The sequence below is a fragment of the Mesorhizobium vachelliae genome, from assembly GCF_033977325.1.
Taxonomy (GTDB): domain Bacteria; phylum Pseudomonadota; class Alphaproteobacteria; order Rhizobiales; family Rhizobiaceae; genus Mesorhizobium; species Mesorhizobium vachelliae.
The window spans coordinates 65,745-80,493 of record NZ_JAVIIR010000006.1 but is presented as its reverse complement, the minus strand read 5'-3'; the positions used below and the strand labels follow the sequence as shown (position 1 = coordinate 80,493).

The 14,749-nt window shown below is 64.5% G+C and carries 14 protein-coding genes; 5 read left to right on the top strand and 9 right to left on the bottom strand.

The features are described 5' to 3' along the window. Positions 1–19: 19 nt before the first annotated feature. The 4 genes from RFM41_RS14605 to otnK form a co-directional block, all read right to left on the bottom strand. Positions 20–1,507: an ABC transporter substrate-binding protein gene (locus tag RFM41_RS14605; RefSeq protein ID WP_320250142.1), complete on the bottom strand. Its 1,488-nt coding sequence runs from the start codon at positions 1,505–1,507 to the stop codon at positions 20–22. A 254-nt stretch (positions 1,508–1,761) separates the two neighbouring features. Continuing rightward, positions 1,762–2,472 carry a GntR family transcriptional regulator gene (locus RFM41_RS14600; protein ID WP_320249699.1) on the bottom strand — a complete coding sequence of 237 codons (711 nt, stop codon included), beginning with the start codon at positions 2,470–2,472 and terminating at the stop codon, positions 1,762–1,764. Positions 2,473–2,607: 135 nt separating this feature from the next. Further along, entirely contained in the window at positions 2,608–3,258 is a 651-nt protein-coding gene (locus RFM41_RS14595) for a class II aldolase/adducin family protein (RefSeq protein ID WP_320249697.1), read from the bottom strand. Beyond that, complete coding sequence (gene otnK / locus RFM41_RS14590) at positions 3,258–4,535, bottom strand: 3-oxo-tetronate kinase (RefSeq protein WP_320249695.1); 1,278 nt, start codon at positions 4,533–4,535, stop codon at positions 3,258–3,260. The genes RFM41_RS14595 and otnK overlap by 1 nt, the downstream gene beginning before the upstream one ends. A 109-nt stretch (positions 4,536–4,644) precedes the next feature. Here otnK and RFM41_RS14585 point away from each other — a divergent pair, with 109 nt between their 5' ends. After that, on the top strand, positions 4,645–5,871 hold the full coding sequence (locus RFM41_RS14585) for an aminotransferase class III-fold pyridoxal phosphate-dependent enzyme (RefSeq protein ID WP_320249694.1): 1,227 nt from the start codon (positions 4,645–4,647) through the stop codon (positions 5,869–5,871). 12 nt (positions 5,872–5,883) lie between these two features. Here the strand turns inward: RFM41_RS14585 and RFM41_RS14580 are convergent, their stop codons facing one another. The 3 genes from RFM41_RS14580 to RFM41_RS14570 all read right to left on the bottom strand — a co-directional run bounded on the left by RFM41_RS14580 (position 5,884) and on the right by RFM41_RS14570 (position 8,647). Then, the gene (locus RFM41_RS14580) at positions 5,884–6,561 is read right to left on the bottom strand and encodes a GntR family transcriptional regulator (protein WP_041005993.1); all 678 of its coding nucleotides are present in this window, start codon (positions 6,559–6,561) and stop codon (positions 5,884–5,886) included. Positions 6,562–6,785: 224 nt separating this feature from the next. Then, positions 6,786–7,763: a transketolase family protein gene (locus tag RFM41_RS14575; protein ID WP_320249692.1), complete on the bottom strand. Its 978-nt coding sequence runs from the start codon at positions 7,761–7,763 to the stop codon at positions 6,786–6,788. Next, the gene (locus RFM41_RS14570; protein WP_320249690.1) at positions 7,760–8,647 is read right to left on the bottom strand and encodes a transketolase; all 888 of its coding nucleotides are present in this window, start codon (positions 8,645–8,647) and stop codon (positions 7,760–7,762) included. Before RFM41_RS14570 ends, RFM41_RS14575 begins: the two co-directional genes overlap by 4 nt. A 103-nt stretch (positions 8,648–8,750) precedes the next feature. On the opposite strand from RFM41_RS14570, the gene RFM41_RS14565 reads away from it, so the two are divergent. Together RFM41_RS14565 and RFM41_RS14560 are read left to right on the top strand one after the other, a co-directional pair. Beyond that, positions 8,751–10,118: an aminotransferase gene (locus RFM41_RS14565; protein ID WP_320249689.1), complete on the top strand. Its 1,368-nt coding sequence runs from the start codon at positions 8,751–8,753 to the stop codon at positions 10,116–10,118. A 42-nt stretch (positions 10,119–10,160) separates the two neighbouring features. After that, entirely contained in the window at positions 10,161–11,594 is a 1,434-nt protein-coding gene (locus RFM41_RS14560) for an NAD-dependent succinate-semialdehyde dehydrogenase (RefSeq protein WP_320249688.1), read from the top strand. 15 nt (positions 11,595–11,609) lie between these two features. Here the strand turns inward: RFM41_RS14560 and RFM41_RS14555 are convergent, their stop codons facing one another. After that, positions 11,610–12,290 carry a GntR family transcriptional regulator gene (locus RFM41_RS14555; RefSeq protein ID WP_320249686.1) on the bottom strand — a complete coding sequence of 227 codons (681 nt, stop codon included), beginning with the start codon at positions 12,288–12,290 and terminating at the stop codon, positions 11,610–11,612. A gap of 81 nt (positions 12,291–12,371) precedes the next feature. Further along, on the bottom strand, positions 12,372–12,926 hold the full coding sequence (locus RFM41_RS14550; protein ID WP_320249685.1) for a VOC family protein: 555 nt from the start codon (positions 12,924–12,926) through the stop codon (positions 12,372–12,374). 134 nt (positions 12,927–13,060) lie between these two features. Between RFM41_RS14550 and RFM41_RS14545 the strand changes: the two genes are divergently transcribed. Together RFM41_RS14545 and RFM41_RS14540 are read left to right on the top strand one after the other, a co-directional pair. Further along, positions 13,061–13,981: an aminotransferase class IV gene (locus RFM41_RS14545; RefSeq protein ID WP_320249683.1), complete on the top strand. Its 921-nt coding sequence runs from the start codon at positions 13,061–13,063 to the stop codon at positions 13,979–13,981. Further along, complete coding sequence (locus tag RFM41_RS14540) at positions 13,978–14,748, top strand: SDR family NAD(P)-dependent oxidoreductase (protein WP_320249682.1); 771 nt, start codon at positions 13,978–13,980, stop codon at positions 14,746–14,748. The genes RFM41_RS14545 and RFM41_RS14540 overlap by 4 nt, the downstream gene beginning before the upstream one ends. The last annotated feature ends 1 nt before the right edge of the window (position 14,749 follow it).

Genomic DNA, 14,749 nt, shown 5'->3' with positions numbered 1-14,749 from the left:
CCGTATGCTCACCCCGCTGTTACTTGCTGTACATTTCCCAGAAGCGGGCGTTGATGTACTCGGCCGGGTCGATGCGATAGCCGCCGATCCGATCAGGTTCTGGCACCACGGTCTTCGGCCGCGCGGTCCAGATGATGTAGTGCGAGTCCACCACGATATCGGCCGCCTGCTTCAGCAGCTTGCCGCGCTCGGCAGCGTCGGAAATCGTCGGCAACTTGGCCACGAGGTCCTGCAGCGTCTGGTCGAAGAATTTGCCGGAATTGTAGAAGCCGCCCTTGAGATAGTGGGCCGCGAAGAACTTGGTCGCGTCGGACGGGCTGAGGTTGGCATTGCCGAGCACGAAGCAGTTGCTCTTGTCGGATTTGATGGCGGTGATCGCCTCGACGAAAGGCTGCTCCTCGATCTCGACGGTGACGCCAAGCTGCTGGGCCGACGATTGGAGAACGGTCGCGGCGAAACGGAATTCCGGGAAGCCGGCAGGCACCGAGCACTTCATCTTGGCGTTGGCGAGACCCGATTTGGCAAGCGCTGCCTTGGCGCCGTCGAGATCGGTCTTGATCTCGGCCTCTTCCTTTTCCGGGCTGCCGGGGAACCAGGACGGGACCGGACCGCGGCCGACTTCAGCCTTGCCCTGGAACGACTGCACCATGGCGTTGTAGTCGAACGCCTTGACCAGCGCCTCGCGGAAATCCTTGTTGTCGGTTGGCGCCAGATCCATGTTGAGATAGATCGCCGGCCAGGCCCACAGATTGTTGCCTTCGACGAGATGGAAGCCGCTGCTGGTGCCGATGCGCAGCGCCTCGTCGAGCGGCACGAAATTGGCGAGGTCGAACTCGCCGCCTTCAAGGCCGCGGGCGCGGTTGGCGCCGTCGGTGACGAAACGGTCGAGCACGCGGTCGAACGGCTTTTCCGGGAACTTGCCCCACCATTTGTCGTTGCGCTTCAACTCGATCTGGGTGCCGCGCGTCCAGGACACGAATTCGTAGGGACCGGTGCCGTTGGCGTTCTCGTTGAACCACGCCTGGCCGAGGTCGTCCTTGTGCTTGGCTATGTCCTCGTCGGACAGCATCTCGATACGGCTGAGGTTGGAGGCGAGGAAGACGGTCGGCGCCTTGGTCTCGATCTTGACGGTCTTGGGATCGACCACGGTGACGCTGGCGATGTCGTCGACCAGATAGGATTGCCCCTGGCCGATCTTCAGCAGCCGGTCGAGCGTCGCCTTGACGTCGTTGGCGTCAAAGGCGGTGCCGTCGTGGAAGGTGACGCCGTCGCGCAGCTTGAAGGTCCAGACCTTGCCGTCCTGTTTCCATTCCGTCGCCAGCGCCGGCAGCAATTTGGACGGATCGTTGAGGTCGAAGTCGACCAGGCGATCATAGATGTTGCGGGTGACCGTGAACTCCCAGTTCACGTTGGCCTTGGCCGGGTCGATGGTGCTCGGCTCGCCGGCATCGGCGTAGACGAAGGTGGATGCGTCGTCGGCGAAGGCCGAATAGGAGACGCCGCCCATCAGAAGGCCGAGCGCCAATCCCAAAATCCCATTGCGAAGCTTCATTGTTCTCCCCTTATTTTTGGTCGCTGGAAATAGAATATATCATATATGATGAAGGTCGCAAGCGCGCATGATGACGTTTCCACGCCGCGTGGCGAGCGGCGAACCTCGGCGTTGAGACACGTCGGAAAGGCAAGGCCGTCACGTCCTATCCAGAGATTTTTCCTCGGATGGAGCGGGACCTGAATGTCGGGGTTTTCTTTGGTAGCCGATTAGCGCCGCGACCGCCGCGGAGGCTCGTCTTCGGCGTCTTCCTTGCTCTCGATGGCGGCGAGGTGCTCGACGAATTTGCGGCCGCCTTCGATCAGGTCCTGCTCGAAGGCGCGCCGCAGCGCCGCCTCGTCCTTGGCGCGCAGGGCGGCGATCACATTGACGTGCTGGTGCTGGCCTTCATAGGTCGGGTGGCCGTGCGGGTAGAGCAGGCTGAGCAACGGGCCGGCCTGGATCCACAATCTCTCGATCATCTCGATCAGATGCGGCATTTCCGATTTGCGATGGACCGCGAAGTGGAAATCGTAATTGTGCTGAAGCGCTGCCGCGTAGTCCTTGGTGCGCTCGGCCTCGATCAGCTTCTTATGGATATCTTCGAGGGTTTTCAGGAACGGCTCGTCGATATGCGGCATCGCCTTTGCCGCGGCATAGGGCTCGAGCACCAGCCGGATGTCGCGCAGCTCCAGATATTCCTTGAGGCTGATCCGCCGCACGCGGATGTAGTAGCCCGGCTTCATCTCCAGCGCGCCGTCCTTGACGAGCTGGAAGATGGCCTCGCGCACCGGCGTCTCGCTGGTGCCGAGCTGCTGGGCGAGGTCGCGGATCTTCAGCCGGTCGCCGGGATGGAGCCGCGCCGACATCAACTCCTGGCGCAGGCGCAGGTAGATCTGCGAGGACAGGCTTGTCGCCTGAATCTCAGGCAGGTTCTGCATTTCAGCGGACTCGCTTTTGCATCTGGCCGACTGCCCTCATGATCATACAGCGCCAGGCATGTCCATATCGCGGCCCGGGGAGCGTTCGAAAATCCGGTTCATAACGACGGCCATCGCTTCTTGCGGTCATGCTCGTCAGCCGGGCAGCAAACCCGTTCCATAATTGCCGTAACGCTTGCCGACACGCGCCATTTCCTCTTCCGGGAGCAGCACCGGGGCGCCGCCTTGCAGCGCCATCAGATACTGGCGCGCCAGGGTTTCGAGCTTCACCGTAGTCTGGAAGGCGGCCTCCAGCGTCTTGCCGATGGCGATCATGCCGTGATTGGCGAGCAGGCAGGCGGTGCGATCCTTGAGCGCCTCGACCGCCGACGCCCCGAGATCGACCGTGCCGAAGGTGGCGTAACGGGCGCAGCGCACATCGGTGCCGCCGAAGGTCGCGACCATGTAGTGGAACGACGGCAGCGGCTTGTGCAGGCATGCCAGCGCCACGCAGGCATCGGCATGGGTGTGGATCACCGCGTTGGCGGCCGGGCAGGCATTGAGGATCGCGGCATGCATGTGCCATTCGCTGGACGGGATGCCTTCGCCCAACACGGTGCCGTTGGCATCGACATGGACGAGCCGGTCCGGCGCGAGATTGCTGCTGTTCGCCCCTGTTGGCGTGATCAGCATGCCGCCCGATACCCGGCGGCTCACATTGCCGCTGTTGCCGTGATTGAAGCCCTTGTCCTGAAGACGGCGGACCGTCTCGACAATCGCGTTGGGCAGATTGTCTTCGTTGATCATCAGTGCTCCGGATGCCTCATGGATTCCAGCGTCGGCAAAAACATGTCAGGCGGCCCGAGCTTTCCGGATTTGAGGCTGAGCGCGACGATCTCGCCTTCTTCCGTCGTCGCACGCGCAATGCCTGGACCCTGGTAGGCGCCGATCCTCAAGCGATCTATTCCAAGCTGCTCGACCACCGATCCCGACGTCTCGCCGCCCGCGACGAGGAAGCGCCTGACGCCGCGCTTGCGCAATTCCACGGAGAGCCTGCCGAGAATAGCCTCGGCGAAGCTTGCTGCGCCTTCGCGCCCATGTCTTGCCTGCGCGGCGCCGACCTGCTCCGGACCGGCGGAGGTGGCGATCGCGATCGGGCCGTCGTCGAGATGCGTGCCCGCCCAGGCGAGCGCCTGCTCAACCGCCGCATCGACGCTTCCGGCCGAAGCAATGTCGATGCGATGCACCGGCCTTGCCAGCTCGAACTGAGCAAGCTGCTCCAGCGTCCGTTCGGCGCAACTGCCTGCCAGCACGACGCCCGGGCTTTCCACCGCCGGCAGCGGCCGCTTCGGCGGCGCGTCGTCCAGCCAGCCGCGCTCGCGCCAGAGCGCGGGATACTGGCGGATCACCGGCGCATTGCCGGTCATCAGCGGCCAGTCGACGGTGAGCGCCGCCACGGCGGCAAGATCTTCCGCATAGATCGCGTCCAGGATGACGTGCCGAATGCCTTGCGCGATTAGCTGGTCGACATAGGCTTGCCGGGTGAAAGGCTCGGCCCGCACGACATTATGCGGCAAAAGGCCGACGGGGAGTTTTGACTGCCGCTGCAGCACGCGCACAAGGTCGGGATCGGTCATCGGGGTGAGCGGATCGAACCGTTTCGGCGATTCCGAAACGAGCTGCGCGCCGACGAAGAGATGGCCCTGGAAGACGCTGCGCGCGAGATCGCCGGAACTCGGGCAGAAGCCAGTGTGCGTGGCCCGCGTCAGGGCAAGCAGGTTGTCGGCCACCGGGCCGATATTGCCGTCGTCGGTGGAATCAAAGGTGGCGCAATATTTGAAGAATAGCCGCCTCACGCCGATGTCGAGCAGCCGCTGCGCCGCATCTTCCGATTTCCGAACGGCCTCGGCGGCTGGAACGACGCGGGTCTTCTGCGCGACGACCACAGCGGGCGAGTTGGCGAAATGCCGGACCAAGGCAGGCCTGGTCACGAAACCACAGTCGACGCCGAGCGCCACCAGCATCGCGGCCGTTTCCATGCCGCCGGTGAGATCGTCGGCGACGATGCCGATGATGGGCTGCATTTTCTCCGCGTCCCCGAACTATTGTGCGCGGATGATACATGATATATCGAATGGTGCAAACAAGTCTTGGCGAGTCGGGCGGAACGGCGCCAGACGGGGGCATCCTTCCATGGACCAACATTCGAAGAGCATCGACGGCGCCTTGCGTGCCCGGGCGAAGCGCGTCATCCCCGGCGGAATGTGGGGGCATCAGAATGCACCGCGCTTGCCGGCCGGCTATCCGCAATATTTCTCGCGCGCCCGAGGATGCCGCACCTGGGACGTGGACGGACGCGAGTATATCGACTTCCTCTGCGGCTGGGGGCCGATGATCCTGGGCTATGGGGATGCCGACGTCGAGGCCGCGGCGGACCGGCAGCGGGCGCTTGGCGATGCGATGAACGGGCCGAGCGAGCGGCTTGTCGAATTAGCGGAACTGATGGTCGAGACCGTTCCGCATGCCGACTGGGCGATGTTCTCGAAGAACGGCACCGACGCCACGACCGCCTGCCTGACGATCGCCCGCGCGGGCACCGGGCGCCGCAAGATCCTGGTCGCGCGCGGCGCCTATCACGGCGCCATTCCGTGGTGCTCGCCTTCGGTCGCCGGGGTCACCGAGGAAGACCGCGCGCATCTTGTCCATTACGACTACAACAACGTCGAGAGCCTCGAGGCCGCGGCTGAGCTGTGCAGGGGCGACCTCGCGGCGATACTGGTTTCGGCCTTCAAGCACGATCTTGGCAAGCCGCATGAATTGCCGACCGTGGCGTTCGCGCGAAAGGCACGCGCGCTGGCCGACAGCGCCGATGCCGCGCTGATCGTCGACGACGTGCGCGCAGGTTTCCGCCTCGATATGGGCGGCAGCTGGGAACCGGTCGGCGTGCGGCCCGACATGGCTGCCTGGAGCAAGGCGATCGCCAACGGCCATGCGCTGGCGGCCGTCACCGGCAACGACCGTTTTCGCGAGGGAGCAACACGCATCTTCACCACCGGCTCCTTCTGGACCGCGGGCGTGTCGATGGCCGCCGCGATCGCCACGATCCGGAAGCTGCGTGCCGTCGATGCGGTTGAGCATATGCGGGCCATGGGCCAGCGTTTCCGCGACGGTCTCGACGCGCAGGCGAAGAAGCACGGCGTGCCCCTGCGGCAAAGCGGGCCGGTGCAGATGCCGGTGCTTTTGTTCGAGAACGACGTGGATCGGAAGCTCGGCGACACGTTCTGCCTGGAGGCGCTCGCCAGGGGCGTCTACCTGCACCCGGCACACACGCTGTTCCTGTCGGCTGCCCACCAGGAGGCCGATATCGACAAGGCGCTGGCGGCGACGGACGAGGCCCTGGCAGCGGTCGCGCGGCTATAAGCCTGAGAAAGGTTATGGCGCGACGAAGCCTTCGTGCCCCTGCAGGAAGCGAAGGAAATCCTCGCCGCCCAGGATTAGGTCCCGCTCCATGGCGGCGCGCGCCTTTTCCGAATTCTTCTCGCGCAGGCCCTCGATCACCGTCAGATGCTCGGCGGCGCCGACATATTTGTGCTCGCCTTCCTTGAAGAAGACGGTCAGCATCGGCCCCATCGACACCCACAGGCTCTCGATATGGGCGACCAGCATTTCCATGCCGGACAGCCGGTAAACGGTGAAATGGAAGTCGCGATTGTAGCGGAATGAGAGTTCCGGATCGCCGGCCCGATCGGCCTTCTCGAACACCTTCTGGATGGCGGTGAGCTTGTCTATGTCTTCCTTCGTCGCATTCTGGGCGGCAAGCCCTGCGGCAAGGCCCTCCAGCGACAGCCTTATGGTGCGGACCTCCATGTAGCGCGCCAGCGTCAGCGCCGGCACGGTGACGAAGCGGCCCGAGCGCAGCTCCAGGCCGCGCTCGCTGACCAGCCGCAGGCAGGCTTCGCGGGCAGGGGTGACGCTCGTGCCGAGCTGGTCGGCGAGATCCTGCATCACCAGGCGCTGCCCCGGCCGGAACTGCCCCGCGATCAACCCTTCGCGAAGGGCTACATAGGCGCGTGCGGACAGGTTGCCTTGCTCGAGCGGCTGAATGTTCACGGCAAAGGTCTCCTCGGCATTGTTGTGTGGCGTCTTCTGCCGGCGGTGATTCTACAAGATATAACCAATAGACGCTTTTTCCTTCACTGTATTGCTGTGCCTGCTAGAGCAGGATGACGTTTCGTTGAATCGCCATCCTGCTCTAGCTCTTTGTTGGAGCATGATCTTTCCCGAAAACCGATTCCCACTTTTTGCTACGCTGACCTGCGGTTCGGGATCATGCTCTAAGCAAGCAAGGATTGCGCGACGCTTTCGACGCCGGCCGCATCGAGCTTGTAGTGACGGTAGAGATGGGTCGGCGGCGCGATGAGGCTGTACTCGTCCTTGATGCCGTGCCGCACAAGCCGTGCGCCGCCGCCTTCCTCGGCCAGCACTTCGGCGACGGCGCCACCCAGGCCGCCAAGAATGTTGTGTTCCTCGACGGTCAGGATGATGCGCGACTTGCGCGCCGCCGCCATCACCGCCTCGCGGTCGAGCGGCTTGATCGTGTGCATGTCGATGAGGCCGACGGAATGGCCCTTGCCGTTCAAGGCTTCCATCGCCAGTTTTGCCGAGTGCACCGCCATGCCGCAGGCGATGAGGGTGATGTCGTTGCCGATGCCGTGGACCACCGCCTTGCCGAATTCGAACGGCGCATCCTTGGCATAGACGACCGGATCGTGGCCGCGCGAGATGCGGAAATAGATCGGTTGCGGATGCTTGACGGAAGCGCGCAGCGCCGCGGCGAATTGCGGGCCGTCCGCTGTCGAGACGACGGTGAGGTCGGCGATCGAGCGCATGATGGCGATGTCCTCCGTGGCATGGTGCGAGGTGCCGTAGAAGCCGAGCGAGATGCCGGTGTGGTGGCCGATCAGGCGAACCGGCTGCGCGCAATAGGCAACGTCCATGCGGATCTGCTCGCAGCAAAGCAGCGCCAGGAAGGAGGCGAAGGTCGCGACATAAGGCATGACCCCGGTCGTGGCCATGCCGGCCGCGGCCGAGACCATGTTCTGCTCAGAGATGCCGAACTGTGTGAAGCGCTCGGGGAAGCGCCGGGCAAAGCCGACAAGGCCGTTGGAGTGCTGCAGATCGGCGGTGCCGGCGACAATCGGATGGCCGGCTTCGGCAAGCTCGATCAGTGTGTCGGCCAAAGTGGCGAGCGAGGGCGCCCGCTTGTTGAGCTCGCGATACTGCCAGCTGTCGGGATGCAGGGCCGCGCTCATTCCGCACTTTCCAGGATCGTGTCTCGGGCGCGCGCTTCGTCTTCCGGCGCGAGATAGCCGAGGTGCCAGCCGGGTTCGGTTTCCATGTAGTCGATGCCTTTGCCCTTGAGCGTTTTGGCGATGATGCAGCAGGGTTTTTCGCGGCCGGTGTCGGCCTTGGCCTTTCGCAGCAGGTTGGCGAGCGCGACGACGTCATGGCCGTCGACCTCATGCACCTCCCAGCCGAAGGCGCGCCACTTCTCGTCCAGCGGCTCGACCGCTGCGACGTCGTCGACCTTGCCGTCGAGCTGGTAGCCGTTGCGATCGACGATCGCGACGAGCTTGCCCAACCGGTGGGTGGCGGCGCTGATGGCGGCCTCCCATACCTGTCCTTCCTGCATCTCGCCGTCGCCGAGGAGCACGAAGACGTTGAAGTCCTTTCCGTGGAAGCGGCCGCCGAGCGCCATGCCGACGCCGTTGGACAGCGCATGGCCGATCGAGCCGGAGCTGAAGTCGACGCCGGGCACCTTGCGCATATCAGGATGATCGCCGAGCGGACTGCCGAGGCGGGTGTAGTCGTCGAGCCAGGAACGGTCGAAGAAGTCGAGATCGGCGAGGATCGGAAACTGGCCGACCGCCGCATGGCCCTTGCCCATCAGGAAGCGATCGCGGTCCGGCCAGTCCGGCTCGCCGCGACGCAGCCGCATCGTGTCGTAGTAGAGCGTCGAGAAGATCTCGGCGCAGGAGAAGACCGACGAGTAGTGGCCGACCTTGGCGATCGAAATCAGCCTGATCGTTTCCAGCCGCACGAAGCGTGCGCGCTCGCGCAGGCGGACTGCCTGCTCGTCCGATATCCCGTCATTGCCGCTGTTGCTCGGCCACCGGCTTGCGCCTGAGGACGCCATGGTCGATCTCCTCCATTTCCGTTTATCTGACCCTCGACAACTTATAAGTTATAAGATATTTGGTTGAGCCGCAAGAATAATCATCCGGCTTAGGGAACAGGAAATGCTGCACAATTCGGCCCGGGCCATCGACATGAGCCTGCATCTGCATTCGCAGACGGATCCGCGGCGGCACGAGCAGGATGGGCCGCTGATCATCTCGGGCGGTGAGGGTGTCTATGTCCGCGACGATGCCGGAAACCGCTATATCGAAGGTATGGCTGGCCTATGGACGGCGTCGCTCGGCTTCAACGATCAGAGACTGGCCGCAGCGGCTGCCGCCCAATTCGCCAAGCTCGCCAACTACCACACCTTCAACCATCGCTCGAATGAGCCCTGCATCGACCTGATCGAGCAACTCGCAGCGGTCTCGCCAATTCCGGGCTGCCGGATATTCCTGGCCAATTCGGGCTCGGAAGCCAACGATTCCATGGTCAAGCTCGCCTGGTATTATCAGGCGGCGCGCGGCAAGCCGGAGAAGCGCCGCATCATCAGCCGCAACGGCGCCTTCCACGGCAGCACGGTGATGGGCGCGGTGCTGAGCGGTTTGCCGCATATGCACCGTTCGTTCGGCATGAACACCGACGACATCCTTTTTGCCGGCAAGCCGCACTTCTATCGAGAGGCGCGTGACGGCGAGAGCGAGGAGGCGTTCGCCGACCGGCTGATCGCCGAACTGGAGGCGATGATCCTGGCGGCCGGTCCTGAGACGGTCGCCGCCATGATCGCCGAGCCGGTGATGGGGGCGGGCGGTGTCATCGTGCCGCCGACGGGGTATTTTCCGAAGCTGCGCGCGCTGCTCGACAAATACGATATCCTGCTTCTGGCCGACGAGGTGGTTTGCGGCTTCGGCCGTACCGGCAACTGGTTCGGCAGCCAGACTTTCGATTTCAAGCCCGATATGTTCTCGGTCGCCAAGGGCCTGTCCTCCGGCTATCTGCCGATCGCAGCGGTGGTCGTGTCGGACAAGACCTACCAGTCGATCGCCGACGAGGGGCACCGGAACGGCGTCTTCGGGCACGGCTTCACTTATTCGGGCCATCCGGTCGCCTCGGCTGTCGCTGCCGAAGCCTTGCGCATCTATCACGAGATCGATGTCGTCGGTCGCGCCCGGACGCTGGGCGCGCAGATGCTGGGGGCGCTGCGCAACGCGCTCGCCGATCATCCGATGGTCGGCGAGATCCGCGGCGTCGGCCTGCTGGCCGGCGTCGAGCTGGTCGCGGACCGGCGCACGAAACAGGGTTTTCCGACCGAGGCCAGGGTTGGCGCGCAGGTCGAACGCGCCTGCCGGCAACGCGGCATCATCCTACGCAACATGGGCGACGTGCTGGCCCTTTGCCCGCCTTACATCATCGAGCCGGACCAGATCGACGAACTCGTCCGCGCGCTTTTCCTCGCCATCGAAGACACAAGGGAGAGCCTCTCACTCTGAGGCTTGGCTGCCGTGACAATCACCATCAGACAGGACAAAAGCATGTATCCGGAAGTCGGGCTTTTCATCGACGGCAAGTGGACCCCGGCGGCCGGCGGCAAGACGCTCGAGGTTCGCAATCCGGCCACCGACGAAGTCATCGGTTCGGTTGCCGTGGCTGGCGCCGCCGATCTCGACCGTGCGCTGGCAGCGGCCGAACGCGGCTTCAAGGTCTGGCGCAAGGTCTCGGCCTTCGAGCGCGGCAAGGTGATTCGCGAAGCGGCGCGGCTGATGCGCGAGCGTGTGGGCAGGATCGCCAGGCTGCTCAGCCTCGAACAGGGCAAGCCGCTGGGCGAGGCGACGACCGAAGTCCTGGCCTCGGCCGATATCCTCGACTGGTTCGCGGAGGAGGGGCGCCGCACCTATGGACGCATCGTGCCGGCGAGAACCAGCAACGTCCATCAGTTGGTCGTGCGCGAGCCGGTCGGGCCGGTGGCGGCGTTCACGCCGTGGAATTTCCCGGTGTCGCAGACGATCCGCAAGATCGGCGCCGCGCTGGCCACCGGATGCTCGATCATCGTCAAGCCGCCGGAAGAAACGCCTGCCTCGCCGGCCTGCCTCGCCGACGCGTTCAAGGATGCCGGGCTTCCCGACGGCGTGCTCAACCTCGTCTACGGCAATCCGCCGGAGATTTCGAGCTACCTGATCCCGCATCCGGTGATCCGAAAAGTGTCCTTCACCGGCTCCGTCCCGGTCGGCAAGCAACTCGCCGCGCTCGCCGGCCAGCATATGAAGCGCGTGACGATGGAACTCGGCGGGCATGCGCCGGCAATCGTCTTCGACGACGCCGACCTCGACAACGCCGCGAGCCTGCTGGCGCCGGCCAAGTTCCGCAATGGCGGCCAGGTCTGCGTCTCGCCGACGCGTTTCCTTGTCCAGGAGAAATCCTATGCGCCGTTCGTCGAGAAGCTTGTCGGCCATGCGCGCGCGATGAAGGTCGGCGACGGGCTGACTGAGGGCACCTGCATGGGACCATTGGTAAACGAGCGGCGGCTGCAGGCCGTCGAGGCGATGATCTCCGAGGCAGTGGCCGAGGGCGCCAAGCTTGAGACCGGCGGCAAGCGCATCGTCAACAAGGGCGCCTTTTTCGAACCGACCGTGCTCAGCGACCTCAGCCCCGGCATGCGCATCATGAACGAGGAGCCGTTCGGTCCGGTGGCGCTGGTCATGCCGTTCGCGACGTTCGACGAGGCGGTGGCCGAAGCAAACCGGCTGCCCTACGGGCTCGCGGCTTACGCCTTCACCCGTTCGCTGAAGACGGCGACCGAGCTTGGCGCCGAGATCGAGACCGGCATGCTGACGACGAACCATCTCGGCCTGGCATTGCCGGAAGTGCCGTTCGGCGGCGTGAAGGACAGCGGCTACGGCTCCGAAGGCGGCTCGGAAGCGCTGGAAGCCTATCTCGTCACCAAGTTCATCAGCCAGGCGGGATTCTAGTGTCTCCCGCCTGGGCTAGGCGAACATCTCGCTATGTTGCTCGAGCTGCAGGCGGGTGCGACGGATGTGGCCGTAGAGGATGAGACCAGCCTGTTCGCCGTCGCGACGCTTCAGCGCCTCGAGGATCAGCCGATGCTCGTGATGCACCGCCGCCATGCCGGCCTTGCCGACCGATCCGGCGAAAGCGCGGCGGTACTGCTGGGTGGTGTTCCAGAATTTGTGGATCATCTGGACGAGCTGCGGCATGCGCGCGCCCTCATAGCTCAGGAGATGAAACTCGCGGTCGAGCTGCAGGAACTCGTCGATGCTGTCGACGGCCTCGATACGCGAGACGAGGTCTTCCAGGCGCGCAAGCGTTTCGGGCGAAAGGTTGGCGCTGCTTTCGGAAAGCGCCAGCGGCTCCAGCCGCTCGCGGATCTTGTAAATCTCGATGCATTCGGCGCGGTCGAGCTTGGAAATCCAGGCGCCGCTGTTGGGCACGAGGATGACCAGCCCTTCGCTTTCCAGTTGCCTCAGCGCCTCGCGCACGGGGATGCGGCTGATGCCGTATTCTTCGGCGAGCTCCTCCTGGCGGATGCGGCTGCCCGGCCGCAGCCGCCCCGACAGGATCGCGTCGCGCAGCGCATCGGTGACGCGGCCACTGGCCAGGGCGGCGCCGTTGCCTTCGGTTCCGCCGCCTGTGCGTCTGCCGGCCATGATCTCAGTTCCCCGCATCGTGTTGATCCCCAGGATGTTAGTGCATCGGCGCGCGGGTGGGAATCGGCACGAACCAACCGCTCACAAATGAGGGTTGGCCGGGTGCCAGAGCCGGCGGTCCGTCCCGTGCTCATAGGCCTTGCCCGTGGGGAACGAGACCAGCTCGAGCTGCATGCCCCAGGGACTCAGGAAATAGACCCAGCTCTGACCGGCGCTCGGTCCCTCGGTGCGCACCGTCGGCTCGCCGAGCACGCGCACGCCCAGCGACCTGAGATAGGCGACTGCATCATCGATATCGTCGACATAGAAGGCGAGGTGGTGTCCGCCGACATCGCTGTTCCTGGGCTGGGTGCCGTTCTGGTCCTGAGCGGCGTATTCGAAGATCTCGAAGTTGGAGCCGTGACGGCAGCGCAGGAATTTGAGCCGCTTCATTACTGTACGGGGATGGACGTTGAGATGGGTTTCCATCCAGTCGCCGTCGGAGCGGAAGGGTCCGAGCTCGTAAAAGGGCTCGCAGCCGATGACCTCGACGAAGAAATGGACGGCCTCGTCGAGATCGGGAACGGTGAAGCCGATATGATCGGTGCCGCGCAGGCCCGGAAGGCCGTTGCGAGCATGGTTGGTATCACGAAGCATTGCTGGTTCGGTATTTATAATTCCGATGTGACCGTATCCAATAGATGGAGATTGGCAAGCTATTTAGGCGATCTGGCCGAATAAATTCGCACGATTGTATCCAATAATAAGATTCAACATCAGTGGAGGATTTCATGACACACAGGACCGCTTACGATCCGGCGTTGGGCATAGCCTATGTCAACGGCAGCTATATGCCGCTCGCGGAGGCGGCCGTTCCAATTACTGACCGCGGCTTCGTCCGGTCCGATGCGACCTATGACGTCACCCATGTCTGGAAGGGCCGTTTCTTCAGGCTCGACGACCATATCGAGCGCTTCCTGGCCTCGATGCGCGGCCTGCGCATGAGCCTGCCGCTGTCCAAGGCCGAGATAGCCGACATCCTGGTCGAATGCGTTCGCCGGACCGGGCTTCGCGATGCCTATGTGCAGATGACCTGCACGCGCGGCGTGCCGCCGGCCGGCACGCGCGATCCGCGGCTTTGCCAGAACCGGTTCTATGCTTTCGCGCAACCGTTCGTGTGGATCGCCAATGACGAGCAGCGCCGCGACGGGCTGAAGATGGTGGTGAGCTCGGTGCAACGCATCCCGCCGGAATCGCTCGATCCACGCCTGAAGAACTTCCATTGGCTCGACCTGACGATGGGCATCTTCGAGGCCTACGACAACGACGCCATCGTCGCCGTGCTCAACGACGGCAAGGGCAATGTCACCGAAGGCGCGGGCTTCAACGTCTTTTCGGTGAAGGGCAACGTCATCACCACGCCGGACCGCGGCGTCTTCGAGGGCATGACGCGCCGCACGGTGATCGAGATGGCCGGCGAAGCAGGCGTGACCTGTGAGGTGCGGCCGCTGCCGATCGAGGAGTTGCGCGACGCCGACGAGATCTTCATCTCCAGCTCCGCCGGCGGCATCATGCCGGTGACGGTGCTCGATGGCCGCATCTACGGCAACGGCAAGCCCGGACCGGTCACCAACCTCATCCACGATCTTTATTGGGCAGCGCACAGGGAAGGGCCGCTTTGCACCCTCGTCGACTACGGAGCGGCGGCATGAGCGCCAAAGAGGCTGAACGCGTCTTCCTGGTGACCGGCGGCACGCGTGGCATCGGCGCGGCCTGCGTCGAGCGGCTGGCGTCGGATGGCGCGCGAGTCGTCTTCACAGGGCGCGACCGGGCCGCTGCCGACGATGTGATCGCCGCGGTTCCCGGCGCCGTCTTCGCCGCCGGCGACGCGACCAGCGAGGCCGACTGCAAGCGCGCGGTCGACGTCGCGCTGGAGCTCGGCAAGGGCCGTATCGCCGGCCTGGTCAACAATGCCGGCGCCGGCGGGCGCGGCGCCTTCGACCAGACGACGCTCGACGACTGGAACAGGACGATGACGGCCAACGCCACCTCGGCCTATCTGTTCACGCGTCATGCGCTTTCGGGCCTGCGGGCCGCGCGCGGCGCCGTGGTGACGATCTCGTCGGTGGCCGGCTTGGTCGGCGAGGAGGGGCTTGCGATCTACACCGCCTCCAAGGCGGCGCTGATCGGCCTCACACAGGCGCTGGCGCTCGAATACGGCTCGGAGGTGCGCTTCAACGCCGTCTGCCCGGGCCAGATCGCCACGCAGATGATGGCAAAGACGCTGGCCATTCCGGGGCGGCGCGAGAAGCTGGAAAAGCGCATTCCCGCGGCGCGCCTCGGCACGCCGGAAGATGTCGCCGAGGCGGTCGGCTGGCTGCTCTCTCCCGCCGCCGGCTTCATCAACGGCGCGGTGCTCAGCATCGACGGCGGCGAGACCGCCGGCTTCATGACGCCGCGCGACGATGTGAAGGCCTGAC

Bases quoted from the DNA above. Each gene is read 5' to 3' on its own strand.
- RFM41_RS14570 (WP_320249690.1), bottom strand. From the start codon at position 8,647: ATGGCGTCCTCAGGCGCAAGCCGGTGGCCGAGCAACAGCGGCAATGAC.
- otnK (WP_320249695.1), bottom strand. From the start codon at position 4,535: ATGCAGCCCATCATCGGCATCGTCGCCGACGATCTCACCGGCGGCATG.
- RFM41_RS14565 (WP_320249689.1), top strand. From the start codon at position 8,751: ATGCTGCACAATTCGGCCCGGGCCATCGACATGAGCCTGCATCTGCAT.
- RFM41_RS14560 (WP_320249688.1), top strand. From the start codon at position 10,161: ATGTATCCGGAAGTCGGGCTTTTCATCGACGGCAAGTGGACCCCGGCG.
- RFM41_RS14585 (WP_320249694.1), top strand. From the start codon at position 4,645: ATGGACCAACATTCGAAGAGCATCGACGGCGCCTTGCGTGCCCGGGCG.
- RFM41_RS14550 (WP_320249685.1), bottom strand. From the start codon at position 12,926: ATGCTTCGTGATACCAACCATGCTCGCAACGGCCTTCCGGGCCTGCGC.
- RFM41_RS14540 (WP_320249682.1), top strand. From the start codon at position 13,978: ATGAGCGCCAAAGAGGCTGAACGCGTCTTCCTGGTGACCGGCGGCACG.
- RFM41_RS14595 (WP_320249697.1), bottom strand. From the start codon at position 3,258: ATGATCAACGAAGACAATCTGCCCAACGCGATTGTCGAGACGGTCCGC.
- RFM41_RS14545 (WP_320249683.1), top strand. From the start codon at position 13,061: ATGACACACAGGACCGCTTACGATCCGGCGTTGGGCATAGCCTATGTC.
- RFM41_RS14575 (WP_320249692.1), bottom strand. From the start codon at position 7,763: ATGAGCGCGGCCCTGCATCCCGACAGCTGGCAGTATCGCGAGCTCAAC.
- RFM41_RS14555 (WP_320249686.1), bottom strand. From the start codon at position 12,290: ATGGCCGGCAGACGCACAGGCGGCGGAACCGAAGGCAACGGCGCCGCC.
- RFM41_RS14605 (WP_320250142.1), bottom strand. From the start codon at position 1,507: ATGGGCGGCGTCTCCTATTCGGCCTTCGCCGACGACGCATCCACCTTC.
- RFM41_RS14600 (WP_320249699.1), bottom strand. From the start codon at position 2,472: ATGCAGAACCTGCCTGAGATTCAGGCGACAAGCCTGTCCTCGCAGATC.